The organism is Levilactobacillus sp. HBUAS70063 (genome assembly GCF_038374745.1).
Lineage (GTDB): Bacteria > Bacillota > Bacilli > Lactobacillales > Lactobacillaceae > Levilactobacillus.
Genome location: NZ_JBANSM010000001.1, coordinates 561,077 through 585,879 on the forward strand (window position 1 = coordinate 561,077; position 24,803 = coordinate 585,879).

General features: G+C 51.4%; 27 protein-coding genes, 1 tRNA gene and 1 riboswitch. Of the genes, 14 read left to right on the forward strand and 14 right to left on the reverse strand.

Annotated elements, in window-relative coordinates:
- Window positions 1–21: 21 nt before the first annotated feature.
- On the reverse strand, window positions 22–2,529 hold the full coding sequence (locus V8I28_RS02650; protein WP_341778559.1) for an excinuclease ABC subunit UvrA: 2,508 nt from the start codon (window positions 2,527–2,529) through the stop codon (window positions 22–24).
- 222 nt (window positions 2,530–2,751) lie between these two features.
- Between V8I28_RS02650 and V8I28_RS02655 the strand changes: the two genes are divergently transcribed.
- From V8I28_RS02655 to V8I28_RS02675, 5 genes are all read left to right on the forward strand, one after another.
- On the forward strand, window positions 2,752–3,273 hold the full coding sequence (locus V8I28_RS02655) for a minor capsid protein (protein ID WP_341778560.1): 522 nt from the start codon (window positions 2,752–2,754) through the stop codon (window positions 3,271–3,273).
- Between the two features lie 51 nt (window positions 3,274–3,324).
- Window positions 3,325–3,825: a VanZ family protein gene (locus tag V8I28_RS02660; protein WP_341778561.1), complete on the forward strand. Its 501-nt coding sequence runs from the start codon at window positions 3,325–3,327 to the stop codon at window positions 3,823–3,825.
- A gap of 13 nt (window positions 3,826–3,838) precedes the next feature.
- On the forward strand, window positions 3,839–4,117 hold the full coding sequence (locus tag V8I28_RS02665; protein ID WP_341778562.1) for a heavy metal-binding domain-containing protein: 279 nt from the start codon (window positions 3,839–3,841) through the stop codon (window positions 4,115–4,117).
- Between the two features lie 65 nt (window positions 4,118–4,182).
- Window positions 4,183–4,266 (forward strand) — tRNA-Leu (locus tag V8I28_RS02670).
- A gap of 705 nt (window positions 4,267–4,971) precedes the next feature.
- Window positions 4,972–5,451, forward strand: a complete 480-nt coding sequence (locus V8I28_RS02675) for a MarR family winged helix-turn-helix transcriptional regulator (RefSeq protein WP_341778563.1) — start codon at window positions 4,972–4,974, stop codon at window positions 5,449–5,451.
- A gap of 388 nt (window positions 5,452–5,839) precedes the next feature.
- On the opposite strand, the gene V8I28_RS02680 is transcribed toward V8I28_RS02675, so the two are convergent.
- Entirely contained in the window at window positions 5,840–6,517 is a 678-nt protein-coding gene (locus V8I28_RS02680; RefSeq protein ID WP_341778564.1) for a CPBP family intramembrane glutamic endopeptidase, read from the reverse strand.
- A gap of 343 nt (window positions 6,518–6,860) precedes the next feature.
- On the reverse strand, window positions 6,861–7,058 hold the full coding sequence (locus V8I28_RS02685; protein WP_341778565.1) for a hypothetical protein: 198 nt from the start codon (window positions 7,056–7,058) through the stop codon (window positions 6,861–6,863).
- Between the two features lie 269 nt (window positions 7,059–7,327).
- Here V8I28_RS02685 and V8I28_RS02690 point away from each other — a divergent pair, with 269 nt between their 5' ends.
- Window positions 7,328–10,045, forward strand: coding sequence for a glycoside hydrolase family 65 protein (locus tag V8I28_RS02690; RefSeq protein ID WP_341778566.1), 2,718 nt, complete (start codon window positions 7,328–7,330; stop codon window positions 10,043–10,045).
- 12 nt (window positions 10,046–10,057) lie between these two features.
- Window positions 10,058–10,729, forward strand: a complete 672-nt coding sequence (pgmB, locus tag V8I28_RS02695) for a beta-phosphoglucomutase (protein WP_341778567.1) — start codon at window positions 10,058–10,060, stop codon at window positions 10,727–10,729.
- A gap of 318 nt (window positions 10,730–11,047) precedes the next feature.
- Here the strand turns inward: pgmB and V8I28_RS02700 are convergent, their stop codons facing one another.
- Window positions 11,048–11,818, reverse strand: coding sequence for a Cof-type HAD-IIB family hydrolase (locus tag V8I28_RS02700; protein ID WP_341778568.1), 771 nt, complete (start codon window positions 11,816–11,818; stop codon window positions 11,048–11,050).
- Window positions 11,819–11,974: 156 nt separating this feature from the next.
- Between V8I28_RS02700 and V8I28_RS02705 the strand changes: the two genes are divergently transcribed.
- On the forward strand, window positions 11,975–12,622 hold the full coding sequence (locus V8I28_RS02705; RefSeq protein ID WP_341778569.1) for a deoxynucleoside kinase: 648 nt from the start codon (window positions 11,975–11,977) through the stop codon (window positions 12,620–12,622).
- 51 nt (window positions 12,623–12,673) lie between these two features.
- On the opposite strand, the gene V8I28_RS02710 is transcribed toward V8I28_RS02705, so the two are convergent.
- The 3 genes from V8I28_RS02710 to metK form a co-directional block, all read right to left on the reverse strand.
- On the reverse strand, window positions 12,674–13,003 hold the full coding sequence (locus tag V8I28_RS02710) for a DUF960 domain-containing protein (RefSeq protein WP_341778570.1): 330 nt from the start codon (window positions 13,001–13,003) through the stop codon (window positions 12,674–12,676).
- Between the two features lie 66 nt (window positions 13,004–13,069).
- Window positions 13,070–14,551, reverse strand: a complete 1,482-nt coding sequence (locus V8I28_RS02715; RefSeq protein ID WP_341778571.1) for an MDR family MFS transporter — start codon at window positions 14,549–14,551, stop codon at window positions 13,070–13,072.
- Between the two features lie 384 nt (window positions 14,552–14,935).
- Window positions 14,936–16,123 carry a methionine adenosyltransferase gene (gene metK / locus V8I28_RS02720; RefSeq protein WP_341778572.1) on the reverse strand — a complete coding sequence of 396 codons (1,188 nt, stop codon included), beginning with the start codon at window positions 16,121–16,123 and terminating at the stop codon, window positions 14,936–14,938.
- Window positions 16,121–16,239, reverse strand: a riboswitch (SMK box riboswitch). (Overlaps the previous gene by 3 nt.)
- Before the next feature lie 128 nt (window positions 16,240–16,367).
- Between metK and V8I28_RS02725 the strand changes: the two genes are divergently transcribed.
- Window positions 16,368–17,075, forward strand: a complete 708-nt coding sequence (locus tag V8I28_RS02725) for a hypothetical protein (RefSeq protein WP_341778573.1) — start codon at window positions 16,368–16,370, stop codon at window positions 17,073–17,075.
- A 114-nt stretch (window positions 17,076–17,189) separates the two neighbouring features.
- A complete protein-coding gene (locus tag V8I28_RS02730; RefSeq protein ID WP_341778574.1) occupies window positions 17,190–17,534 on the forward strand; it encodes a hypothetical protein in 345 nt (114 codons plus the stop codon).
- 82 nt (window positions 17,535–17,616) lie between these two features.
- Here the strand turns inward: V8I28_RS02730 and V8I28_RS02735 are convergent, their stop codons facing one another.
- The gene (locus tag V8I28_RS02735; protein WP_341778575.1) at window positions 17,617–18,204 is read right to left on the reverse strand and encodes a hypothetical protein; all 588 of its coding nucleotides are present in this window, start codon (window positions 18,202–18,204) and stop codon (window positions 17,617–17,619) included.
- A gap of 317 nt (window positions 18,205–18,521) precedes the next feature.
- On the opposite strand from V8I28_RS02735, the gene V8I28_RS02740 reads away from it, so the two are divergent.
- Window positions 18,522–18,842, forward strand: a complete 321-nt coding sequence (locus V8I28_RS02740) for a heavy metal-binding domain-containing protein (RefSeq protein WP_341778576.1) — start codon at window positions 18,522–18,524, stop codon at window positions 18,840–18,842.
- A gap of 386 nt (window positions 18,843–19,228) precedes the next feature.
- Window positions 19,229–19,795, forward strand: coding sequence for a matrixin family metalloprotease (locus tag V8I28_RS02745; protein ID WP_341778577.1), 567 nt, complete (start codon window positions 19,229–19,231; stop codon window positions 19,793–19,795).
- Window positions 19,796–20,431: 636 nt separating this feature from the next.
- Here the strand turns inward: V8I28_RS02745 and V8I28_RS02750 are convergent.
- A complete protein-coding gene (locus V8I28_RS02750) occupies window positions 20,432–20,833 on the reverse strand; it encodes a hypothetical protein (protein WP_341778578.1) in 402 nt (133 codons plus the stop codon).
- A gap of 692 nt (window positions 20,834–21,525) precedes the next feature.
- On the opposite strand from V8I28_RS02750, the gene V8I28_RS02755 reads away from it, so the two are divergent.
- On the forward strand, window positions 21,526–21,783 hold the full coding sequence (locus V8I28_RS02755) for a hypothetical protein (RefSeq protein ID WP_341778579.1): 258 nt from the start codon (window positions 21,526–21,528) through the stop codon (window positions 21,781–21,783).
- The gene (locus V8I28_RS02760) at window positions 21,783–22,088 is read left to right on the forward strand and encodes a hypothetical protein (RefSeq protein ID WP_341778580.1); all 306 of its coding nucleotides are present in this window, start codon (window positions 21,783–21,785) and stop codon (window positions 22,086–22,088) included. Before V8I28_RS02755 ends, V8I28_RS02760 begins: the two co-directional genes overlap by 1 nt.
- A 337-nt stretch (window positions 22,089–22,425) precedes the next feature.
- Here V8I28_RS02760 and V8I28_RS02765 read toward each other — a convergent pair whose 3' ends face one another.
- Genes V8I28_RS02765 through V8I28_RS02785 form a run of 5 tightly spaced genes read right to left on the reverse strand, consistent with a single transcriptional unit; the run spans window position 22,426 to window position 24,795 of the window.
- Window positions 22,426–23,241 (reverse strand): GH25 family lysozyme, encoded by an 816-nt coding sequence (locus V8I28_RS02765; RefSeq protein WP_341778631.1) that lies wholly within the window; start codon window positions 23,239–23,241, stop codon window positions 22,426–22,428.
- On the reverse strand, window positions 23,234–23,755 hold the full coding sequence (locus V8I28_RS02770; RefSeq protein ID WP_341778581.1) for a phage holin: 522 nt from the start codon (window positions 23,753–23,755) through the stop codon (window positions 23,234–23,236). Before V8I28_RS02770 ends, V8I28_RS02765 begins: the two co-directional genes overlap by 8 nt.
- Window positions 23,752–24,096 carry a hypothetical protein gene (locus V8I28_RS02775; RefSeq protein WP_341778582.1) on the reverse strand — a complete coding sequence of 115 codons (345 nt, stop codon included), beginning with the start codon at window positions 24,094–24,096 and terminating at the stop codon, window positions 23,752–23,754. The genes V8I28_RS02770 and V8I28_RS02775 overlap by 4 nt, the downstream gene beginning before the upstream one ends.
- A gap of 30 nt (window positions 24,097–24,126) precedes the next feature.
- A complete protein-coding gene (locus V8I28_RS02780; RefSeq protein ID WP_304057694.1) occupies window positions 24,127–24,282 on the reverse strand; it encodes an XkdX family protein in 156 nt (51 codons plus the stop codon).
- A gap of 12 nt (window positions 24,283–24,294) precedes the next feature.
- On the reverse strand, window positions 24,295–24,795 hold the full coding sequence (locus V8I28_RS02785; RefSeq protein ID WP_341778583.1) for a hypothetical protein: 501 nt from the start codon (window positions 24,793–24,795) through the stop codon (window positions 24,295–24,297).
- Between the last annotated feature and the right edge of the window lie 8 nt (window positions 24,796–24,803).

Genomic DNA, 24,803 nt, shown 5'->3' on the forward strand with positions numbered 1-24,803 from the left:
TTCATGCGACAACGCTCGTGTTTATTTCGTTTGAAACAGATCTAACTCCGCCTTCAAATACCGACCCGTCACACTCGCCGGGTTCTGACTGACTTCGCTCGGCGTTCCGGTGGCTACCAGGTGACCGCCGTTGATGCCGCCACCCGGGCCCATGTCAATGACGTAATCGGCATTGGCAATCAGATCCAAGTCGTGTTCAATCGCAATCACCGTGGCCCCCTGCTGAAGCAACTGATCGAAGACCTTCACCAGCTGTTGGATGTCCAGGGGGTGTAACCCCACGGTCGGTTCGTCGAAGATGAAGAGCGTCCCGTTCTGGCGCTTGCCAATTCGCGAAACCAGCTTCAGGCGCTGCGCCTCGCCACCGGACAGGGCCGGCGTGCTTTCGCCGAGCAATAGATACCCCAGTCCCATGTCGTGAAGTGTCTGGAGCGTCTGCTCAATGCCGGCCTCACCAGCGAAGACGGGCAAGGCCTCATCGACCGACAGGGCCAAGACATCAGCAATGCTGTAGTCGTGCCATTTCACCGCCAACGTCTCGCGATTGTAGCGCTGGCCGTGACATTGCGGGCAAACCTCCGTGATGTCCGGCAAGTATTGGACGTCTAAGGAAATCTGGCCGGTTCCGTTACACGTGGGACAGGCTCCAGCTTTGACGTTATAGGAGAAGCGACTGCTGGTATACCCCTGAGCTTGAGCGGCCGGAGTCGCCGCAAACAATTTACGCAGTCGATCCAAGATGTCCGTGTACGTGGCCACCGTCGACCGCACGTTCTTCCCCACCGGCACGGAGTCCACCTTGACCACGTGGCGAATGCCGGCGCGATCGAGGTGCTTGACGTGTTGCGGGAGTGGACGGCGAGCCACATCATTTTCAATCGCCGGAATCAGGCTATCCAGCACCAGGGTGGTCTTGCCGGCCCCACTCATCCCCGTCACGGTCGTCAACCGATTCTTGGGGAACTTGACCGCGACGTCGTCAATGTTGAAGCGGTGCTGAACCTCTAAGCTCAGGTTGCCCTTCTGCCAGAGAGCCTGGTCGCTTAACTGCGGCCGCTCGCGCAGCTGCGCGGTTCCCTTTAGAAATGGCGCAATCAGCGACTGCGAACTCTGAACCACCTCGGCGACGGTCCCCTGATCGACCACGGTACCGCCTAATTTACCGGCGCCCGGGCCAATCTCAATCACCTCGTCGGCCGCCGCAATGATGCGGGTGTCGTGGTCCACCACCACCACGGAATTTCCCTGGGCCACGAGGCCATGAAAGGCTTTGATTAAACCGGTCACGTTGGCCGGATGAAGCCCAACCGAGGGTTCATCCAACACGTATAGCACGCCGGTCGTGGCGCTCCGTAGCGTCCGCCCCAACTGAATCCGTTGGAGTTCCCCAGTGGACAGGGTCGCTCCGGGCCGACTGAGCGTGAGGTAATCCAATCCCAGATCCACCATGGGTTGCAGACTCGCCAGAAGTTCAGAGACCAGGTCCGTCCCCAGCTTGTGCATGCGTGCAGGCAGCCAGTCCACGATGGTCTGGGCGAACTCGCGAAGTTGGTTAACCGGTAAATCGCAGACCTCCGCCAGATTCTTGCCATTGAGCTTTTGCTTCAATAGCTCGGGGTTCAGCCGCGTACCGTGACAGGTAGGGCAGGTGTCAAACGTGTAGAACTTGTTTAATTTGGCAATGGTTCGCTCGTTTTTCGTGGTGGCCAGGCTGTCCTCGACCGCGGCGAAGGCATTCTCATAGACCGCATTGTCCATGTGAAAGATCTTCCCCTTACTGCTGGGAATATTAATGGCGACCGTCTGCTTCTTGCCGTGTAAGACGCGTTGCTTGTCAGCGGCACTCAGCGCCTTATAGGGCACGTCAATCGGGATACCAATGGCATTGGCCACGATGGGCATAAAATTGCGGCCTGGCAGGTGCCAGGAGGCCACGGCCCCCTCCTCAATTGTCTGATCCTCATTGGCAATCAACAAGGACGCGTCCAGCTGCCGAACCTCGCCTAATCCGCCACAGGTGGGGCAAGCCCCATCGGAATTGAAGGCAAAGTCCTCCGCCCCGGGCGCGCGGAACTTGACGCCACAGGTCGGGCAGACCACGTAGCCGTCATTTTCGGCGACCTCTAGGGTTGGGGGCACCTGGTGACCGTTGGGACAGACCGGCGAGCCCAGCCGCGAGAAGACCAATCGTAAGATGTTGAGACTTTCCGACATCGTCCCCACCGTCGAGCGAACGCCCGGCACCGCTGGTCGTTGCCGCAACGCCAAGGCCGAGGGTAGATACTCGACGGAATCGACCGCCGCCTTGCCCATTTGATTAATCCGTCGGCGTGTGAAGGTCGACAGCGCGTTTAGATAGCGTCGTGCCCCCTCGGCGTACAGCACGCCCATGGCCAGCGAGGACTTGCCGGACCCACTGCGACCGGTGATGGCCACGAAACGATTCAACGGAATATCCACGTTTAAATTCTTCAGGTTGTTGACCCGAGCACCCCGCACCTTGATGTGGGATGGTAACTGATTAGGCATAGAAATAACGGACCCCTTTCGAATTTAGTCAGTGCTTTCATTCTACCCTAGTTCCACGGAAAATTCAGAACCGAGGTCCGCCAATCGTTTTAAGGATGCATTGATTTTGCCAGCAGACTACTCGGAATTTAATCCATTATTGTGGCCAACCATTTCGGTCATCTTCCGGCCTAACGTGTATACTATTTAAGAAAGTCACCCGACTTACTGAGGAGGATTTCCGTGAAGAAGAAAAGCAATCTATCAACGAGCATTGTGGTTTTCCTAATTTTAGACGTGGTTCTCGGCATCATTTTTTACCTCATGGGGCAGGCCATCGCCTGGTCAACCCTCATTGCGGTGGGATTGGCCCTCATTTACTGGTACTTTCCTAAAATTGGCCGACTGGTTGGGCTGAATCGACCGCAAGCGCCGCGGCCGACTGACGCCCCCCACTACGACTATTATCAGCTCAACTGTCAGCTGGATAAGACAACCTGTCCGGCGTGTGGGGCCCGCGATGGCCGCATTTACCGAACGGACGAGGCGCGTCCCGGGCTTAACTACCCGCCCTTTCACCCCGGCTGTCAGTGTCGCACCACGCCCTGTACGGGAGAACTGCCCGCTACCCCCGACCGGCCCTACCGCGATCCGGTGACTGGAGAATCCCGGCATGGCGCCTATCTGACCTATGGCGACTGGCGTAAGGCCATGCTCGCCCAATATGGGCCTGCCGCCTTTGACCCTAAAAAGTCGGAAAAGTGATTGTTCCAGTTCCGGCAAATCGGTATACTAAAAAACGTGAGGAGTGAGATAATGATTCGATGGTTACCCTTTATTTTAGTCAGTTTACTGTGGGTCACCTTGATTCTAAGTGATTGGCGGCATTCCCGCTTTCGCCGCGTACTGTGGTGGCTAGGCTGTTGGGGGTTGAGCATGCTGACCTGGACGCCGATCGCCATTACCCTGGGCAGTAGCGTCGGTCAGATTCAATCGTTTCAGTGGGCGGGTGGCACCTGGGTGCTGTGGCCGCTCCAACCGGCCAGCCTCGATGCATCGTTTTGGCTAAATATCGTCATGACGGTACCGCAGGGGATGATCTGGCAATTCAATCATGGGACTCACCGCTGGCGCCAATGGCTGGTGGCGGGGCTTGCCACGGGCTTAACCCTTGAGAGTGGCCAGGCCATCTTCAATCGTCTCGTCGGTCTCGGGCGGTGGGTCGACATTAATGATGTCATCACAAATTGCCTAGGCGTGATGATTGGCGCAACCATCATGCTTGCCTTACAACGGCGCTATCAGATCTTAAAATAAGGAGGAACAACTCATGTTCATGTCAACTGGTGGGTTGAATCGAACCCACGCCATTCAAGGAATTCTAACGGCTACCGCACACACCATGCTCCGGTCGGAGAAGCCGGATCAATTCGAATTATTTGATGATTTATTCGCCGAGGTCAAGCAGCAATTGATGAAGCAAGCCCAGGATGGTGGCGCCGATGGCTTGATTGAAGTCCGCTTCAATACCGAGGTTGTCCGCATGAATGTTGCCCCCAAATTCCTGGTGGTTCACGGCTATGGCACGGCTATCAAATTTCCAAAATAAAAAAATTTAAATTAGGGGTTCACATTTATACAAGGATAGTGTAATATATTACTTGTTGTTGAGTTGCCCCGATGGCGGAACTGGCAGACGCGCAGCGTTCAGGTCGCTGTTTGAGAGATCAAGTACAGGTTCGAATCCTGCTCGGGGCATCATTTAACAAGCTAAGGAAACGTTGAGAAATCGACGTTTCCTTTTTTTATGCGCTAATTGAATATTTAGAGACATAAGGATACCGGCTGACCGGAAAAATGAGTACTGGCTATTTCGGCCACTTAAAATGGTACGCCCACCCGGATTCTCGCCAAATCTTAACCCTAAAATCAGCCCACTTTCTTTGTGACATCTGGCCGCCGACCGTTCCGCGCCAAATGTTATGCCACCATAACAGAGAATCCTTGGAAATCGGCGTCATTTTCTCATTATCATTTTCATAAAATTTAACTTTTCATTTACGAATCTTCTGGTATACTAAAGCAGGCTTATCAACCGACTTTGTAGTTGACCGCTTAAATCACGTCATCCTCGCCTATTTTGCGATGTTTATTAAATAAGGTGCCGGTTATTTTTTCGGCGTGGGGCAGACTTACGCCAATTGCACATACCCTGTACAATTCTGCCAGTTTCTGTCGCGGTCAGTCGCCGATCACGGTTAATTTGTCAATAGGTATTGTATTTACTTGTCGATACGCTATATAATTAATCTGGTGTTACGTTTCACCTTATCTGGGCGGTCATGGGCTTGTGCACGTGCACAAGTGACTGTCTCCTTCACCGAACGTGCAAGATGTTTTACTTGCCAGCGGCAATTTAATTGTATACAATACTCTGGAAGTAAGCGAAAGGAGGCCAATGCAATGGCAGACGTTAATCCTGTTCTGTTGGACGAACAATTATGCTTTTCCATTTATTCGGCCAGCAAGAAATTTAATCATTTTTACCAAAGCGCCCTCGCGCCCTTCGGTTTAACTTATCCCCAATACATTGCCATGCTCGTCCTGTGGGAAAAAGCCCCACTGACAGTTCACCAACTCGGCGAACGCCTGGAACTTGACAGTGGTACCCTGACCCCGTTACTTAAACGACTGGAAAAACAAGGTTGGGTTAGTCGGGTTCGTAGTCAAACCGATGAACGCCAAGTCCTGATTCATTTAACCGAAATGGCCACCACGAAGCGTGACGAAGTTTACTCACGAATCGGCCAATGTCAAACCTTACTCGGCATGTCAACCGAAGAAATCGATTCGATGATGTCCGAACTGGTTACCGTTAAGGAACAACTCGATACGGTCAGTCACAAGCGACTGATTGCTAAAGAAGTCGATAAAACGAATTAAAAACGACCAACGCCCCCTACTCGAGTGCGTTGGTCATTTTTTGTGGTTCGTTAAAATAGCGCGGTCCTGGTCACCTACCGTTCGTGGAAGTTGGTCGTAACCAGTGCCTGCGCCTGCCAGCAGTTCCGCCTGCTGTGGGGAGCGCCTACAGCCAAAGAGCGGTCTTCCGGCTCGCTTGGAAGCCTTACACAACCCGTAAGTCTCCCAAGTCGTCCCACGCCGTAATCTGGCTCAAAACGCCAGCTAACGGCGTTGTCACGGCTGGCTCCACCACTGGCGGTCTCCGGCGGGGTAACGATGATCACTGACGCGGCGTCAACTTGCATCAATGTGGCTGGCTACCGCTGTACACGGCAGACCGCAAGATTCAACTCTTCAGTGAGCACCGTCAGTGCAGCGTCGCAATCATGGCGCCCACGGCAATCAGGTTATTGAAGCCGTGAAGAATGATGGTCGTCTGCAGCTTATCCGTCTTACGATAGATGTAGGCAAACGTCCCGCCCATAATGGCGTAAATCAGCCAACTGATCAGGTTATCGCTCTGATGGACCAGTGAGAAGACCACGCCACTCGTGATGACCGGTAGCCAGAAGGTCTTATCCGGAAAGCATCCCCCGACCAGAATTCCCCGGAAGGTCAGTTCCTCCAGAATCGGCGAGGCCAACACGGCGGTTAAACTTAACATCACCAGCGTTAGCGTGCTGTGCCCCATAATCTCGGCAATCAGCGCGTTGTTCTTGGTGCTGGTCTCGTTGAAGAAAGAAATGTTGACCACGTTGAGGGCCATCTCCGCGATAATCATGAAGAGATACCCCTTCACCATTAGCTGCCAGTCCTGCCGCGTTAGCCGTTGCCAGTGTCCCGGGTGAACCCGTGAGAAGATCCACCCCCCCACGCCAATGGCGACCACGAAACCGAGCAGATAGCCCCCGGCCCAGAGTCCGCGTTGTCCGAGCGTCCCTCGACTCATAAAGCTCAGTGGAATCTGAACGATTGAGACGATGACGATCATGATTAATACCCAGCCAAAATTCCAATATTTAGATGGCTGTCCTGTGCTTTTCACGTTACCATTCCCTCGATTCATTTTGTTTTTTTAATAAACTAACCCCTATCGCCTCTACAGTACCAGTCATTAGCGACTAAATTCCAAAAATCAGAAAAAAATTGCCAAATATTTATTTTTTAATAGCATTTTTCATAATTCTGAGTTACTATAGGGTTGCGGGTAAGTTTGAACTAACTTCGACTTACGCGTGAGGCTTCTGTCCTCATTCAACAGACAGATTTCATTTTACTCCCCCAAAGTAGATGAAATTTTTACAACATAATCCCCCAATTATGTTGTAACCTTACTCTTTGGCCATTGCGACTTATCGTAATGGCTTTTTTTGTGCCTATTTTTACACTTAATCGTCTTCATCCGATTGGCGTGGCCACAGGAACCAAAACAATCCGAGGTTGACCACCGTGGCGACCGCCAAACCGGCCAAGCCAAATAACACCTTGATCCAGCCCGTCAGCGCCCACGCCAACAGACCCCACATGGTCCCGCCAATGATGAGCCCGGTCATCACGAGAATTAAGATTGCCGTTATGCCTTTCATCGGTGTGCCCCTTTCACTACTAATGCTAAAAGCTTACCACGTTTCGTCCATTTACCGAAGTGCTTTTCCCGGACATCCCCGGCCAACTGGTCGAACCAATGCTAGTCATCACAAATCGTGCAATCGCTTGCAACGGCGCTGTTTAAGCGTTTTACCTCATCGCTATTTTCGGAAAATCAAGGGGAATTAATTGCTTATTGTCACCGGGTACCCTAAGATAAATAGTGAATGAATACGCTAAACGTTAGCAGAAAGGACGACGATCAAGCTTGAAAATAATTACGTTACACGTTTTAGACGATTCCCTGCAGGTGAGTTATGCGCCGGCCGGCCAGCCCGCCGCCGAGCGTCAATTTACGATTGCCTACAACTCGGACCAAGGGATTGGTGAGAACCTGGAAAATCTGCGCGTGAAGTTAGTGGGGCTCGACGTTGACGCGGCCGTCATCGACAACGCTCTCAGCTACCCCTTCTCCGATACGGTCGTGGGCATTAACCACCAACGTATCGATATCGGCCTTGCGATTACCAACATGCTCAACATCCCCGTGGTCAGCAGCCAAGCGATTGCTAAGCAAGGGTTGAATGCTGCGCTCCAAGCCAAGCGTGACTATCTGAGTTGGCATCTGGACTATTACGGCCAGTACCAAGGCAAACGCAACTACGGCCAGGAAGCCATGTTGACGGTGGGTAACGGGTTCTTCGGTCTGCGGGGAGCCTACACGGAAGCCCACGCCGATAAGGACAACTACCCCGGCCTGTATACGGCTGGCCTGTACGATCAGCTGACGACCAACATTAACGGCCGTCAAGTCACCAATGAGGACTTGGTTAATTTGCCAAACGCCCAAGCCCTAACCTTTGGGGTGGACCATCAAAATCCCTTCCAAATCAAGGCCAGCGACATTCAAGACATCTACCGGAGCCTCGACTTGCACACCGGCGCACTGACCACGACCATGTTGGTTCAGCTTTCCACCGGACACAGTCTACAGATTAAGACCACGAAGCTGGCCAACATGCACGACTGGCACCGCCTGAGTATCCAATACAGCGTGACCCCCCTCAACTTTGCCGGGTCTTTACAGATCTATTCCGAAATAGATGGTAGCGTTATCAACGCCAACGTCGACCGGTACGCCGCCTTTGACCAACGCCACATCAAGGTTACCGGTACGGGGCAACAGCCCGATACCATCTACCTGGAAGGCCAGACGCGGGCCTCGCAGGTTGGCTTCATCTTAGGCTCGCATCTCGCGGGTCCTGGCGAGGCCCTCGCGGCACCCGTGGACGTGCGTCCCAACGCGGAACAACACATTCAGCAGATGCGCTCGGTCGCCGTCCAGCCCAATCAGACCTACACCTTTGAGAAAAACGTTGTGCTCTTCACCGACCGGGAAACCGACGGCGATCTGATGACCGCGGCGAGCGCCGAACTGGCCAAGACGGCCTTCCAGAATTCGCTAGCCAGCAACACCACTTACTGGCAGAAACGCTGGCAAGACGCCGATATCCAGATCGATGGCGATATCACGGCGCAGAAGCTGACCCGGGTCAACCTGTATCACCTCTTTATTTCCACGCAAGCCATTGCTTCCGGCAAGATTGACGCCTCGGTCAACGCCCGGGGCCTCGACGGGGAAGCCTACAGAGGCCACGTCTTCTGGGATGAAATGTTCGACCTGCCCGTCTACGCCCTACACGATCCGCAATTGGCCAAGCAGCTGCTCATGTACCGGTACCGCCGTTTACCCGCGGCCAAAAAGAACGCCCAAGCGGCCGGATTTGCCGGGGCCATGTACCCTTGGCAATCCGGTGAGGTGGGCGACGAACAGTCTCAGGTGGTCCATTTGAACCCCTTAACGAACACCTGGGATCCCGACTACTCATCGCTCCAGCGTCACATCTCCCTGGCCGTGGCCTACAACGTCATCATGTACACCCACATTACCGGGGATCAGGCCTTCATGACCGACTACGGCTTGGAAATGTTGGAAGAAATCGCCCAATTCTGGCTCAGCAAGGCCAAGTTCGACGAGCAGACGCAACGTTACACCATTGACCAGGTCATGGGACCCGACGAATTTCACGAAAACTATCCCAACTCAGACGATACCGGTCTCAGCAATAACGCCTACACTAACCTGATGGTCACCTGGCTCTTCAACCAACTGACCACGTTGCGGCAAAAATTGCCACAGGCCAAGGTCCAGGCGGTCGACCAGAAGACCGACTTCACCAAGGCCGTGGCCGAAAAGCTCTACGGGGTTAGTCACCACTTGAAGCTCGACATCAACGAAGACGGCATTATTGGCCAATTTGAGGGCTACTTCAAGCTCCCACAACTCGACTTCAGTAAGTACCAGAAGAAGTACGGCGACATCTCCCGAATGGACCGGATCTTAAAGGCCGAGGGCAAGACCCCCGACGCCTATCAGGTCGCAAAGCAGGCCGATGCCTTAATGGCCTTCTACAGTCTGGACGCCAAGACGGTCATGGGCTTGCTGAAGCAGTTGGGTTACGACCTGCCGAAACAGGCGCTGCTCAAAAACCTGCAGTTCTACCTCGACCGCACCACCCACGGTTCCACCCTCTCTCGTATCGTCTACGCCGTTCTAACGGCGATGGCGGGGAACATGGACCAGTCGTGGCAACTCTTCTCTCAGGCCCTGTTATCCGACTATTACGACATTCAAGGCGGTACCACGGCCGAAGGGATTCACCTCGGGGTCATGGGCGCCGTCACCCTCATGTCCACCCGGCACTACGCTGGCGTTGACGTGTTGGCACCGACCATCACCGTTAAGCCGCATCTGCCGAAGCAGTGGCACGCCCTGCGGTTCAGTCAGTTAGTCCGCGGCATCCGCTACCACTTCGCGATCGACCATCACCAGGTCAAGGTCACGGCGGATCACGCAACCACCCTCACCATTGGTCAACATCAAGTTTCACTAAAACCGCAACAACCCGCAACTATTTCATATTAAGGAGTGTTTTTCATGACAAAGTTCGCTGATATTAAAGGATTCGTTTTCGATTTAGATGGGGTCATCACGGATACCTCCGTGCTCCACGGCACCGCTTGGCACCAACTGGCCGACTATCTCGGCGTGGCCTGGAGCGAAGAGCTCGCTAACGGCCTCAAGGGCATTAGCCGGATGGACTCTTTGGAAATGATCTTAAAGGCCGGGGGTAAGGAAAACGACTACACCCCAGCCGAAAAGGAAGAACTCGCCGCTAAGAAGAATACCAATTACGTGGCCGAGGTCGACAAGATGACACCAGCCAATATTTTACCCGGGATGAAGGCCTTCCTGGACGATCTACGGGCCAAGGGCTACCAATTGTCACTGACCTCCGCTTCGAAGAATGCGCCGCGGGTCTTGAGCAAACTGGAATTGGCCGACTACTTCCCTAAGGTTGTTGACCCGGCCAGTCTGACGCACGGTAAGCCCGATCCTGAGATTTACACTAAGGGCGCCGAGCTCCTGAATCTGCCCGCCGATCAATGCATCGGGGTCGAAGATGCGGCCGCCGGCGTTCAGGCCATCAACGCGGCCGGTGAGGTCTCCCTGGGCATTGGCGATGCCACCGAATTGGGCGCCGCCGACATGGTCTTCGCCAACACGGCGGACGTCACGTTAGCTAATATCGAGAAGAAACTCGGTTAACGCAACAGGTTTCAGCAACGCGGGTAGTCGCGATTTCGGTCGCAACTGCCCGTTTTGTTTTGCCCACCTACTTATTACTAATGTAAAAAATCACGATTGGGTTGCGGCCAAAAGTCGACCTTTACCAAATTTTACAAACTCTCCCAGTCACTCAACACGGGTAATGCCTCATCTGAGTCGGTCGCCGCCACTCCCCTGGCCAACTCTGCCCTCAGTTTCAGGCCGGCTAAAATCGCCGCTTTTTGCCGTAAAAACGGCGTATCCTCTACCCCGCTCTGATCAGCCGGTCATTGGATACGCCGTTCGTTATTTTTTAAGTTACTGAATCAGCCCAAAATGCCGCAGGCCCTTGACGATCCCGTCGTCCATATTCCCGGAGGTCACGTAAGCCGCCTTGTTCTTGGCCTGAAAGACACCGTTGCCCATGGCGATGGGGATATCCACCTCATCGAACATCTGGAGGTCATTTAAGCCATCCCCAAACGCATAGGTTTTGACGCCGGTGAGACCGGCTTCCTTGAGAAACGTCCGAATTCCCGTTTGTTTGGTGATTCCGGTCCGCATGGTGTCTAGTGCCCGCGGATTATTACGCACGAAGGACAACGTGCCGGCAAATTTTTCCTGATAAATCTTCTCCTTGTCACGATTAAAGACGTTCAGGAAGTTTATCTCTTGGTGCTGATACCACGTCGGGTCGACCTGGGCATCCAACCGAAGTAATTTAAAATTATCAACCGTATCCTGGTTGGCTTGACTCAACCGGAAGCCGCGATTGTTGAAGTAGCCCAGTGGATCGCCCTGCGCCTTAGCGAAGGCCGTAATCTCGTCGAGCGTGGCCTGGTCGATGACCGCGGCCGTTAATTTTTTGCCCTGATACTGGACGTAACTCCCGTTAGCACTGACCACAGCGTCGATGCCGGTCGCGTCGAGGACATATTGAATCTCAAAAATGTTTCTTCCAGTCGCAATAACTGGTAGAATATGATGTTGTTGCATTTCTTGAATGGCTGCGACACTTGTCGGTAAAACATTCTTGTCGTCGTCAAATAAAGTCCCATCCAGATCAAAAAAGACGATTGCTTGATACATTTAATCAACCTCCTAAATCCACTAATACCAACGGTTTCATTATACAACAATGACCAAAGGACCGGAAATGGCGGAAATTTTTCTTCCCGGCAGATGTAGTAGTCAGTCATTTTATGGTACACTATATCTTGTATTTCTAATAAAAGAGGGGCTATCATGGTGATAATTACAGCTGGAATGATCGGGGTCGGCAAAACGACCCTAACTGGAAAAATCGCATCACACTTAAATACGCAAGCATTCTTCGAACCCGTTGGTGATAACCCGGTGTTACCGCTCTATTACCGGGACCCGAAGCAATATGGTTTCTTGCTTCAGATTTACTTCTTGAACAAACGCTTTAGTATGATTAAGCGGGCGCTCGCGGACGACAACAACGTCTTAGACCGCTCCATCTACGAAGACGCCCTGTTCACGCGAGAAAACAACGCTGAAGGTAACATCACGGACACCGAGCTTGAGGTTTACTTACAACTCCTCGACAACATGATGAACGAATTAAACGAGCTGCCAAAGAAGGCGCCAGACTTACTGGTCTATGCGGACGCCGACTTTGACACCATCCTTCACCGGATCAAGAAGCGTGGCCGGGACTACGAACAATTCGACAACAATCCTGAACTGGAATCCTACTACAAGAAGATGTGGACGGCTTACCAAGGTTGGTTTGCCGATTACGACATCAGTCCTAAGATCAAGATTGACTTACAAAAGTATGACCTTGACCAACCAGGCAACACCGAAATCGTTCTGGGTCAGATTGACGAAGCCCTCAAGAGCATTCGCACCGACACAGCGGTTTAAAACCCAAAAATCTCCCGTAAACCAACACTGGTTTGCGGGAGATTTTTTGATCTAGTGATCGGCCGTTTCGGATGGCAATAGAATAATCTGGCTGTCGCCATCGTCATATGCCAAGACGGTATCCGGTAGTTCGGGAGCATAAGCGAAATTGGTATCAAACCCTGCGCTCAACGCAGCGGGCTGATCGTCCGCATCCATTTGAACGTATTCAAACGTGGTGGTCCCTTGATTGTTGTGCAGTTTGAACGTTAATAGATTCTCCAATGGGAAGACCCCTTGAAGATCGTGGTCGATAATTTTCCAAACGGCGTCGATCATGTCGCCGGGTAGAACCGCAACGGTGCCGTAACTGGCATAACGTGCATGATTTTTTTCGAACATTTTCTTCGCCTCCACTCTCGGTCATTTAGAACTATTATACCGTACTCACCTGTAAAACGGGAATAATTACGCTTGATGGTCACTGAGACTCTGGGTCTCGCGCCGGTCAAACAGATTGACGATAAAGGACAAGACGATCAGGAGCACCCCAGCAATAAAGATCAGATGGAGCCCTTGATACAGAATACCATGAAGCGTGGGTAAAAGGTGTGCTGGCAAATCTTTGGCCGTCTGTGGGTTAATCAACTTATTCATCATTGCCAGGTTGGTGCCGGCATGGCTGGCCACGCCGCGGGCCATGGCAACGTTCATGATGATACCTAAGACTGAAACCATGACGGTCTGTCCCAAGGTCCGGGCCAGCGTATTAAACGAGGTCGCCACGCCAATCTCATCGACGGCCACCTTGCTTTGAACCGTCACCGTGGTGGTGGTAATCGTAATCCCAAAGCCAGTTCCACAAATAGCGGCAATTACGAAGAAGCTCCAAAATGGCGTGGTTGCGGGAATCACGGCCATGGTCACCGCCCCTACGAGCACCAGGCTCAGGCTAATATTGACAATCTGATACGGCGACCGCTTCATTAATAATTTACCGGCGATAAAGGACCCGACAATCCACATCAAGGAGCTCGGGGTGATGGCAAAACCGGCCTCGGAGGCCTTTAACCCCAGCAAGCCTTGGGTCCAGGTGGGCAGGTAGACTTCAAAGCCCATGATGAACCCGCTCAATAATGCTGCGATTAAGTTTTGGACCACGAAAGTTCGGTTAGCGAACAAGGCCATGGGAATCAGCGGATCATTGGCCCGTTTTTCCTGGCGAATGAACGCCCAGAACGCCAGGATGGCCACGATAAAGCCGGCAATCACCCAGGTCACGTTCAGGTCGCCCTCACCGAGAAGCTGGAACGTCAGCATGACCGCCAGCAAGCCGACGGACAGCCAGATACAACCGGCCCAATCCATGCTGAAGGCCTTGCGTTGAGTATTTTCATTGAGATAAAACCAGATTAGCCCCATCGTGACAATTCCAATCGGAATGTTAATGAAGAAGATCCAGTGCCAGCTGAGCTGATCGACGATGAAGCCCCCCAATAAAGGCGCAACAACCGCCGCAATTCCCCAGGCGGACCCATTGAGGCCCATCACCCGGGCACGCTGCTCCACCGGGTAAATATCGGCTAGAATCGTAAATGAGACGGGCATGATGGCCCCGGCACCAATCCCCTGCAGAGCGCGCCAGGCAATCAAGGTCTCCATGCTATGCGACATCCCCGATAACGTGGACCCCAGCACGAAGATGAAGAGCCCGACCAAAAAGACCACCTTGCGGCCCATGGTATCGGCCAGTTTGCCATAGATTGGCGTGGCGATCGCACTGGTCAGCAAGAAGATGGAGAAGACCCAGTTCATCAGGGCCACCCCCCGCAAATCACCGACGATGGTCGGCATGGCGGTTGAGACAATTGTTCCTTCAACGGCGGACATAAACGTTGCCACAAAAACAGCAATCGTGACAACTTTAACGTTTGTTTGTTTCTTAACCATAATTTCCTCCTACCGTTGGGCCCCACCACACAACGAAACTGAGTAGCCAAGCGCGCTACTTCCCAAGTTCTGTTTGAAACAGTAATACCTTATATTATCACGGGTCATCCCTAAAAAAACAACCCCTGAGAAAAATAAACCGGCACGGTGCTTCATTTTCTGGATAGCGTGGACATGTGGGCTGGCCGTCTTGTCGTTGCCCACCGCGTCCCAGCTCATCTGGGGCGAACGGTAAGGCGACCAGCTCACGCAAAGTTTCCGATGACAGGACCTCTGCCGGATGCAGGCCACCAGTCTCGACGTTCTTGCCGCCAACCAAAAAATCCCACTAGCAAGTCGTTAGCCCACTAGCAGGATTGGAATTTAAACGTTAATCAGGATACTTTACTTGCAAGCCGCCTTCAAGGCATCGACCTTGTCCGTGTGTTCCCACGGCAAGTCAATGTCGGTCCGGCCAAAGTGACCGTACGCCGCCGTTTGCTTGTAGATTGGCCGCTTCAAGTCGAGCATCTTAATGATGCCAGCTGGACGCAGGTCAAAGAGTTGACGAACGGCTTGGGCTAATTTGCCTTCCGAAACCGTCCCGGTGCCAAACGTGTTGATGGAAACGGAAACGGGTTCCGCCACCCCAATGGCGTAGGCGATCTGAACTTCACATTCGCTGGCTAATTTAGCCGCCACGATGTTCTTGGCGATGTAGCGGGCCGCATAACTCGCGGACCGGTCCACCTTGGTGGCATCCTTACCGGAGAAGGCCCCACCACCATGGTGCGCGGCGCCACCGTAAGTGTCCACGATGATCTTCCGTCCGGTCAGACCGGCATCCCCTTGGGGACCACCAATCACGAAACGACCCGTTGGATTGATAAAGTATTTCGTTTGATCGTCTAACAAGTTAGCCGGAATGACTTCCTTAACCACTTGGTCGATGACGTCTTGACGAATCCGATCGAGCGTCACGTCCGGATCGTGTTGCGTACTCAAGACGACCGTGTCGACCCGCATTGGCTTGCCGTCATCGTCGTATTCAACGGTGACTTCCGCCTTGGCGTCTGGCCGTAAGTAATCAATGGTGCCCATCTTCCGCAAGCTGGCAATCCGCCGCATTAAGGCGTGGCTCAGCGTGATTGGCAGGGGCATTAATTCTGGTGTCTCATCGATGGCGTAACCAAACATTAACCCTTGGTCACCGGCACCAATCTTGTCTAATGGATCTTCGTCACCCTCACGCGTTTCGTAGGAATCATCGACCCCTTGCGCAATGTCTGGTGATTGTTCGTCGATGGCGACCAAGACGGCACAATTGTCTCCGTCAAAGCCGTATTGACCGTCCGTGTACCCAATTTCTTTAATGGTTTGGCGAACGACCTTCTGGATGTCCACGTAGGCCTTGGTTGAGATTTCACCGAAGACCAGCACGAGGCCAGTCGTCACGGACGTCTCACAGGCCACCCGTGAATCCGGGTCCTGTGCCAGCAGTGCATCTAAGATGGCGTCGCTGATCTGGTCAGCAATCTTATCTGGATGCCCTTCTGAAACGGATTCCGACGTAAATAAATGTCTTTCTTGCAATGGATATTCCCCCTAGATAGTGTTGACGACGAGTTGACCGATAATCTCGCGTCAGTCGGTTACAAGGCAGCTTCACTAAATTCGTGAATCCTATCGGGAATTGACTCATAACTTAAGCATTCTAACATACATTAAGGAGGGTTAAAAGAAAGCACACCGTTTTTTTGCAAAGAATGATTGACCACGGTCAAAACAATATCTATTATAAAAGACAATACTAAAATCTTTGAAATGGAGCGATTCCATGACCACAATCATGGCCTTCTTTAAAAATCGAACGGTTCAACAGCTGTTCACCTTTGCGTTTTTCCAGAATATTCTCTGGTGGGTCGCCGGATCCACGGCGGCAACCGGCACCCCACTGGCCACCGACGTCAAGATTTACCTCGGCGGCTACGGCATGCTCCTAGCGGCCGGCTACTTTCTGATTCTTAAACGGCGCTTCCAATCGCACATCGGTCCCATCCTGGTGGTGGCCGCGGCCACCCTGGGCTTCTTAGCGGCTCCGCATGATCATCTAGTCCAGCTCTTCGCCCTCCTGCTTTGCATCTTTCTGGTGCTCGCGTGCGTCCCCCAGCTAGGCTTGCAATCCGTCTACGGCCTGGTGGTCTTTAGCTTTCTAGCCGGCTGTGGCGTGCCCGTGATCCTGTTTTTCTTACGCAACCACTACCTCGCCACGCAATTTCTACTGCCGATGATTCCCCTGGTCGCCAGCTACCTGGTCTTCTTCGAACACAGCTACCTCCCCGCCGCCCAGGACTGGCGGTGGTCTCTGATTACACCGGCCGTGATGCTGGTGACCCTCTTATTTCTCGATTTCTCCTGGCGCGTAGTCATCGCCGCAGTACTGGCGCTGGCTTATTGGTGGCTCCAACCCAAGATCAACGCGCGCTATCAACTCGTTACCACCAGCGTCATTCAGTTATTTCTAGGTCTACTGCTCTTTAAGTAGGCGAATAACGATTTAATGATGTAATTTTAAAGTTTCGCTAAGCTCTGAGAAATCGGCCCTACTGACTGAAATCCCGTGTTAAAATGGGGCATCATTGAAATTGGAGGAACCCCTATGCCTGAAATCAAAGTGATCGGTGACATCCTCAGCGGTAAGTTTCAGCCAACCCTGACTGGCAACACCATCGTGGACGCTGCCCTGATCGATCGCTTTTGTCAGAGCCTGATTACGGCGCTGGCCCTATCGCCCCAGTCCGTACAAGCCGAACACCACTGGAATCTGGTCATTGATCCCAACACCATCTACGTTGTTGATGAGCATATTCTCGCCGCTAGCGGCCACCATCATCGCTCCACCAACATCGTCCCGGTGGGTCACACCGAGCTCTTACGTGGCCAAATTGGCGCCACTAAACGCCGATTAGCCACCATCCTCGCCGCTCAATCGTCGGCGAATTAACGAATCCAACCTGCACGTCAACTGCGGTTGGATTTTTTCTTTTATGTAAGCCCACCACCGAAGTCGTGGACGCCGTGCTAATTTAAGTGAAATCTTTGATGTGTAGGAAGGAATCCTTCAGGCACAGCGAGCGAACCTCCAGTCGCTGCTGCAAGAGCATCAGGCCGTCTACCAATGGGAAAGGCTGACCGTCAACGTAGAATTGGGACTTCTCCCAATACAGATGCTGGTTTTGAATGTCGAAGGTCCGACGCAACTTATAGCCCAGATGAGCGTAGGTTATCGTCTCCACGGCGGTCCCCACCTCGATAGCGCACCGATCGGCCTGCAGCAGGTCCGCGACGGGGAAGCAGTACTTGTGATGTGACTTGCGATCCCACAGCTCTAACTGGTAGGTCGTCGCCACCGATTTCTGCAGGAACTGACCGATGTGGCGGAAGAAGTTTAGCCGGAAATGGGTCAAATCACTGACATCGCGGTAGAATAGCCGCTGATGATGGTAATTATCCAAGGGCTCTCGTAGCTGTTGCTCAACTTCAATAGTCAGTTGTCGATGAGCCTGACGTGACGCGAGGAAACGATCAATGATATCGCGCTCCTGCGGATTCAAGGGCTGAACGCGCTCATTGCGGGAAAGGTTGCGTGAGGAATTCTGTTCGTCAGTAGTCATAATTTCTCCTTTTGCGGGCCCCTTGATAGGCCTCCGTGAATTTACTTTACCATGTGTAGCATACAATTAACAGCTAAAGTTGTTTGTGAATTACGCTTCATACGGGGTTAACTAGATGGATATTCATTTCCGGCCAATTTTGGGGCCAATAAAGCCCATCTCGTTGCATGAATAGCCATAGACTGCGAATTTTATGCAAAAATAAACGTCAGTTGGATCGTCAAAAACCGCGGCGATGGCTTCGAATTTTGATTCGGTTGTCTTTTATGGCTAAGACCGGTATATTAGGGCTAAGACTAATGAGGAGGCTTCACACTATGGCAGAAATTTTAGTGACCACAACGGAAAAGATTCCCGGACAAGACTATGAAGTTTTGGGCGAGGTTTTCGGCCTGACCACGCAATCTAAAAATATCATGCGCAACATTGGCGCTTCACTGAAGAATGTGGTGGGTGGTGAGATCAAGGACTACACCAAGATGCTGAATGAATCGCGGAATATCGCCATCGAACGGCTCAGAAAGAACGCGGTGGCGATGGGCGCGGACGCCGTGGTCATGATGCGCTTTGATTCCGGTTCCATCGGCACGGACATGCAATCCGTGGCCGCTTACGGGACGGCCGTGAAATATCGGTAATTACCCCACATTAAGTAAAGTGTCACCATACAATGTTCGTTACAGTCGGAATATAATTTAGTTTATAAAAAAGCGGATAAACGACCTCTTAAAAAAAGAGTTCTACTTTATCTGCTTTTTTCTGCACTTTTTTCTCATCGCGAAAGCGCTTTTTTACAAATTTTACAAGTGGCCACAATGCCCGATGTGTAACGTTTTTCGCGGTGTTATTGGCCTTTTTGCCCCTTTTATATCCACATCGGTAAGATTGTCCCCCGGAAACTGTCCACACTGGTCATTATGGCATTATTAATCTTCTCCGACCCGCTTTATACTAACGATAGTCAATAAGATATTACACAACCGAATTGTAAAACGTTCGGAAATAAAGAAAGCGGGTCAATCAAATGTTAAAGAAAGTTGTTAAATGGACGGTTTTAGTGGTTGCCACCATCGTTTTAACCCTTGCCAGTTTCAGTTCCACGATCTTCGCCTCTGCCAGCAAGCCAACCCCCTCTTGGGGCAGTTGGAACGAAACCACGATCACTTACAAGATGAACACGTCTTCTAAGTACTACAAGAGTGTTTGGAAGAATGCCGTTAAGCGTTGGAACAAGGTTGGCGTCGTTCAACTGAAAGCTGCTAAGAGCGGCGAAAAGGCCGACATTACCTTAACGTCTTCCAAGTCATTGAGCACGAAGAGCGGCAAGTTAGCTGGTTACACGAACTACTCATACTTAAAGAAGAGCGACGATAACCAGATTGTTTCCGCTAAGTCCACTTTGAACCGGAGCCTCTTAACGAAGTACGGTTACACCAAGAACCAGCGGACCAACGTCGCCACGCATGAAATTGGTCACGCGTTAGGCCTGAGCCATTCCGGTGATAAGTCCAGCGTGATGTACGCTTCCGACCGTTACGCTTCCATCGACCACCAAGACAAGGTTGGTTTACAAAACGCGTACGCCGATTAAAACCTCTAACAACAAACTTTCTTATTTGACTGACAGACTCTAGCTCGTCCGGCTAGGGTCTTTTTTTGCGCCAAATTCGGCTGATTGCAGGCTTGGGTCCAACCATTCTGGTTCGTCCGTTAGACGGCCATAGACGCTTGCTAGTCGCCTGTTCCTAGATGTGAATAATTGGTTGCTCCCCCACCTTAGTGGCTATCCTGAGGCAGTTGAGGACCCCAGCTAGTCTCTCTCCCCTATGCGTCAGACTAGCTGGTCACTGGACCAGTTTTTTCCTATTAAATAGACATTTCTCGGTAGACTCCGACGTATCCGATACCTTTAGCGAATGAAAGGCTTTCTGCCCGACAGCGACCGTTGTTCCGGCCACAGCTGAATCTAGCCTAGTTGTAGCGTTCCCCCAGTTCTCTTCAACCGTAGGCATGCACTCATCCATCGTTCAATCGCTTAGACAGCGCCTGAGACACCCATTGGCACTTGAGCCAGTGAACTTTTGGGGAGACACCATCGATGACTGACCGTATTGACCGGTAAAATAAAAAAGGAAATGATCCGTCCTCATTCTTAAGGGCAGGCCATCTCCTTTCCTACTAGTCGTGACATTAAGCCACTTAATTCAGACGAATCCCAATCGAATCGTCATGATCTTCTTTTTTTGAACAATGCGATTAGAAGTAGCGTGCACACGAGCAGCGGACCAAACAGTATCAATAAGAGGCTTATCAATAAATGCTCACAGAATATGTAGATGAGGCTAAAAATTTCACCAATGCTTCGCGTGCTCCCGATGGCGTACTGCCATGGGCGCACGGTAATCCCGGTTGACGTCGCTTTTCTATTATCTTTAAGAAACAAGTATCCCAATCTTCCCCGTAACCACGGGTAACCTAACAGCCAGCTAAGAAGTAGCCAGACGGTATAGGGCGTTATCGGAACTAGCCAGCTATTCTTAGTATTTTGAATATTCCAGGTAAGCAGAATCACCAACGCCAATACGCCGTAAAGTAAGACGGCCAAATACCGCAGTACGTTTTTCATCATTTCAGTTCCCCTCCTAAAGAGTATTTACGACCTGTGTACTGCGCTTCACTTGCGCAACGGCATAGGACTTTTCCTTTGGCTTCCGAGCTACTCGACGCTATTCATGAATTATATCATACGCTCGACCTGGTCAACACACTCTCTTAGCATCGGGAACGCGGTTTTCTCTACCCTATTATTGAATCCCCTGCTGCTTGTATCACTATTTCCGCTGTACTGACGACCCATTTCGCCATATTCTACGTCACCGTCCCTCGAGTCACTCCTGTGGTTAGTGGCTACGTGAGGCCCATAGTCGGAGAGATTGACGCTACCCTCACCATCTCCTGACTTCACGGTCGAATGGACGGCTACGCCATACCCGCTTATCCGATCGTCTCCACGATGGTGCGAGAGAACCTTTTAGAAGTAACAAAAAAACGACAAACACTGATTAATCAATGCCTGTCGTTACTTTGTGAAAACCGAACATGTTCTTTGTGATACCGGAGGTGGGGTCTGGAAAAAGAGTGTTTGGGCTGATATGACAGTCTTTTGAATTTTTTAAGTAGGAATTAGGTAGCAAAAATATTCATTTTGAAAAACTGATGAAGTTTGCTACCTAACTAATTTCGAAAAAATAACCCCATTTCGATCATCTTATTATTGTCATCGAGAACATTTGTTCGTATAATGATATTGAGGTGATAGATATGGAGCAACTCGCAATTAATGGCAAAATCATGGATGAACCGAAAGTACTCAAGATGTCCCCAATTCTTCTCTATGTAAAAATTGAAGATGATACTGGTGCCCAAGTGAACTGTCTGGTCCACAAGCACGGACTAAATTTTCTGTATGAGGCCACTGCCGAATCACGGGTTGCTCTCTATGGCCATTACAATTGGAGAAAACAATTCGTGATTGACAAGTACACAGTCATGGCTACCGCCGCACAGAAAGTGTCCTGATGAAAAGTTACGTCATCCCAACGACCGACCATAAGCTATGGCTGACAATTGACCAGGTAGGATTTTGCATCCCAATGGATGCGCAGATCACCGTGATCAAGGTACTAGTCACCAACGACGTTAAAAACACTGACAAGCGGCAAATGGTCGTGACCAATACCTTCGGTGGCCACGATATAAAGCCGCTGATTGATCCTGAGCAAAGGCGGTGGCAGACGTTGCCGGCCGGTGTGTATCAGGTAGCCCGTAACGTTCCAGGAGCAAAGGCACGCGCCACGATACTTCAAACTGAAAGCTACGAATAAGCTGCCCTGCCTAATGGTAGGACGGCTATTTTTTGTGCAAAAAAGTGCCCACTCAACTGAGCAGACACTGTGGAGGCCATGACAGCCACCCTAAGGAATCTCCAGCTTAGCATAGCCGATTGCCGCAAATCTGGAAGAGTCAAATTCGAACGGCAATCCATCTAATTCTGCTCATCACCGTAGTTTGGCCAATACTTGCGGCGTAATTTCTCGCGTAACTCTATCGCTTCTTCCATGATCGGGCGATACCCGCCATACTGATGTTGCTAGTTTACCTTTTTACAGAAAAAATGACAACACAAAAAGGGCCACCCCACCGTAGCGAGGTGACCCAATTTTAGTTCGTTTTTCGAATCAGCTTGACGTTGCTCTTATTTGCAGTGATGTAGTTGTCCTTACTCAGCTCAATCCGGTAGACCTTGCCATACTTGACGGCTTTACCGTAGACGCGAGAGCCTTTAGTGTAGTAAGACCGCCGCTTATGAGCCGCTTCAAATTTGAGCGTACCGTAAACATTGGCACGCTTTGACAGGACCTCATACAAGCCGTTGTTGGACCAATAGGCCGCCTTCGTTGACTTGGCCGCGGTCTTGGTGCCACTCAGAGTGCCATCGAAATCATAGCTCGCGTCCACACTGTGCCACGAGTCAGAGAACTGCCAGGCATTAGCGTTTGCCACGCCCGGACGGTCGGTTTGATAGGCCGCCACCCAGATATGCTTATCGACCAGCTTAGCGCGATTGATCCGGCCGGACGTGAACCAACTCCCAGAACCGTAGGTGACGACATTTTTGTAACCGTGGTCAATCAGGTACTTCAAGAAGGTGTTGACGGATGATGTGGTTGACCATGGTAAATCTGTGGCTTCCACATCAATCGCGAGTACGGTGGACTTATCCAGCCCGAACTTTTTGACCCAAGCGAGGAAATGCTTCGCTTCCGCTGTACCATTGCCGTGGAAGAAATGATAAGCCCCCACGGAACCGAAGGTCTTGTAGGCATTGGCCACTTGCGCCCCAGCTTTAGGGTTCAGGTAGCTAGTGCCTTCAGTGAGCTTGACGATGGCCGAACTGGCCCCCTGCTTCTTCTTGGTTTTGAAGAAGCTCAGCGAGCTGTCCTGATAGCCTGATACATCAATGACAATTTTACTCATCATCGCTCACCCTCTCATCTTCATCTTCGACTGGCGCCGGTGTCTCCGTGACATCTAAGCTAGTACCGCCTGATGCCCGATAGAGCTGATAGGCCCGCTCAACGATTCCAGCCACCGTTTTGGAGTCCAAACTCAGACCGATGTCAGCTAAACCATTCAAAACTTGCTGAATCCCAGCCTTTTTACGTTCAGCCTTGGTTAAGCCTGAATTTACGGATTGCTCCGAAACCGCAGCACTAGCCAGTTTTTGGGCTAAATCAAGGGTGTTAGAGGCGTCCACAGACGACACGTTCGTCTTTTGAGACAGTGAAGTGGTCACTCCAGAATGTGACAGTGCGTTCCAAATTGCGACTGCCCCAGTAAATCCAGTCGAGACCCAGTAATTTAGATCGTCGCTCTTAATAGGCAGCGGCCCTTGACCCTTCATGGATAAAAATTGATTGATGATGGCAAGAAAAAGGACCGCAAGTTCTGCGGCCCCCTTTGGATCAATCTTGCTGATAAAATTTTTCATGATTTACCTCCCGTGTCATTCTTCCAATCAAACAATGTTTTAAGCTCTTCATCATGCCGGGCCAAATGAATTTCATGATCATCAATCCGATGGTCTTGCTCTGCATGAACTGAATTGGCGTTTTCACCGATGACTTCAATTTTCTCAGTTAAAAGGTCAATCGACTGGCGCAAAGGCTTTACGATTGCTGTATTAACCAGCCACACAATAGCCCCCGAAGCAATACTCATGATGGTAAAAATCGCAACCCATTCATCTAATCGATAACCAAAGAACCAGTGCGGCGGGACGTGTTGCTGGACCATGGCCACAATTCCCATCACCAAATAGTTTGCATGCATTTAGCCTCGCCTCTTCTCTACTTGATTAAGCTAGGCCTTAGCGGTATCTGCTTCATAGTCCTTGCCGGTCAGTTTCTTGTACTGGTCCGTGGTGATAACTTTCATCGTCACATACCATTCAGGGCCGTTAGTCAGTGCGCCCCAGCCATACAACATCTTGATTGTGTCAAAACTTGGAAAAGTCATTTTAAGTTCCTCCTATTCCTTGGTAGTGTCAGTAGCGCCGACCGCTTGCAGATGCACGATTTGTGCCGTCAATTGCCCGGCCAAGCTTTGCAAATCCTTGATGGTCGACTGATATGTGACTGACTGGGCGGTTAGTTGCCCCGCCATTTGCTGTAGCGACTCAATGGTCGCGTTGGCCTTAGTCAGTGATTCTTTAGCCGTTGCCGCGTCCGTCTTAGCCGCATCGGCATCGGACTGAGCGGACTCCAAATCCTTGTTGGTTTGAATCCACGTCGCCTGTAGTTCCTGATTGGCGTGCAGCAGAAAGTCATACGATATGTCCATCATGCCCGATTGGTCCGGCTTGATAACGCCGGTCGTCTTATCTTGGTAGTAGTGGCTCCATTGCTTGAGGAAGCTTTGCTCCGACTGCTTTAACAGATAAATTTCAGTCAGCCCGTCTGTCGGTTCTGTCTGCGGCGCAGACGTGACATAGCCCGTATCCGGGTCTAGTTGTACATAAAAAGTAATCATTTTTTCAA

Excerpts from the sequence above, each read along its gene's own strand:
- V8I28_RS02760 (WP_341778580.1), top strand. The coding sequence starts at position 21,783 with ATGAAAAGTTACGTCATCCCAACGACCGACCATAAGCTATGGCTGACA.
- V8I28_RS02750 (WP_341778578.1), bottom strand. The coding sequence starts at position 20,833 with ATGATGAAAAACGTACTGCGGTATTTGGCCGTCTTACTTTACGGCGTA.
- V8I28_RS02705 (WP_341778569.1), top strand. The coding sequence starts at position 11,975 with ATGGTGATAATTACAGCTGGAATGATCGGGGTCGGCAAAACGACCCTA.
- V8I28_RS02765 (WP_341778631.1), bottom strand. The coding sequence starts at position 23,241 with ATGAGTAAAATTGTCATTGATGTATCAGGCTATCAGGACAGCTCGCTG.
- V8I28_RS02770 (WP_341778581.1), bottom strand. The coding sequence starts at position 23,755 with ATGAAAAATTTTATCAGCAAGATTGATCCAAAGGGGGCCGCAGAACTT.
- V8I28_RS02710 (WP_341778570.1), bottom strand. The coding sequence starts at position 13,003 with ATGTTCGAAAAAAATCATGCACGTTATGCCAGTTACGGCACCGTTGCG.
- V8I28_RS02775 (WP_341778582.1), bottom strand. The coding sequence starts at position 24,096 with ATGCATGCAAACTATTTGGTGATGGGAATTGTGGCCATGGTCCAGCAA.
- V8I28_RS02685 (WP_341778565.1), bottom strand. The coding sequence starts at position 7,058 with ATGAAAGGCATAACGGCAATCTTAATTCTCGTGATGACCGGGCTCATC.
- V8I28_RS02740 (WP_341778576.1), top strand. The coding sequence starts at position 18,522 with ATGGCAGAAATTTTAGTGACCACAACGGAAAAGATTCCCGGACAAGAC.
- V8I28_RS02700 (WP_341778568.1), bottom strand. The coding sequence starts at position 11,818 with ATGTATCAAGCAATCGTCTTTTTTGATCTGGATGGGACTTTATTTGAC.
- V8I28_RS02665 (WP_341778562.1), top strand. The coding sequence starts at position 3,839 with ATGTTCATGTCAACTGGTGGGTTGAATCGAACCCACGCCATTCAAGGA.
- V8I28_RS02660 (WP_341778561.1), top strand. The coding sequence starts at position 3,325 with ATGATTCGATGGTTACCCTTTATTTTAGTCAGTTTACTGTGGGTCACC.
- V8I28_RS02735 (WP_341778575.1), bottom strand. The coding sequence starts at position 18,204 with ATGACTACTGACGAACAGAATTCCTCACGCAACCTTTCCCGCAATGAG.
- V8I28_RS02785 (WP_341778583.1), bottom strand. The coding sequence starts at position 24,795 with ATGATTACTTTTTATGTACAACTAGACCCGGATACGGGCTATGTCACG.
- V8I28_RS02675 (WP_341778563.1), top strand. The coding sequence starts at position 4,972 with ATGGCAGACGTTAATCCTGTTCTGTTGGACGAACAATTATGCTTTTCC.
- V8I28_RS02755 (WP_341778579.1), top strand. The coding sequence starts at position 21,526 with ATGGAGCAACTCGCAATTAATGGCAAAATCATGGATGAACCGAAAGTA.
- V8I28_RS02715 (WP_341778571.1), bottom strand. The coding sequence starts at position 14,551 with ATGGTTAAGAAACAAACAAACGTTAAAGTTGTCACGATTGCTGTTTTT.
- V8I28_RS02730 (WP_341778574.1), top strand. The coding sequence starts at position 17,190 with ATGCCTGAAATCAAAGTGATCGGTGACATCCTCAGCGGTAAGTTTCAG.
- V8I28_RS02780 (WP_304057694.1), bottom strand. The coding sequence starts at position 24,282 with ATGACTTTTCCAAGTTTTGACACAATCAAGATGTTGTATGGCTGGGGC.
- V8I28_RS02725 (WP_341778573.1), top strand. The coding sequence starts at position 16,368 with ATGACCACAATCATGGCCTTCTTTAAAAATCGAACGGTTCAACAGCTG.
- V8I28_RS02745 (WP_341778577.1), top strand. The coding sequence starts at position 19,229 with ATGTTAAAGAAAGTTGTTAAATGGACGGTTTTAGTGGTTGCCACCATC.
- V8I28_RS02650 (WP_341778559.1), bottom strand. The coding sequence starts at position 2,529 with ATGCCTAATCAGTTACCATCCCACATCAAGGTGCGGGGTGCTCGGGTC.
- pgmB (WP_341778567.1), top strand. The coding sequence starts at position 10,058 with ATGACAAAGTTCGCTGATATTAAAGGATTCGTTTTCGATTTAGATGGG.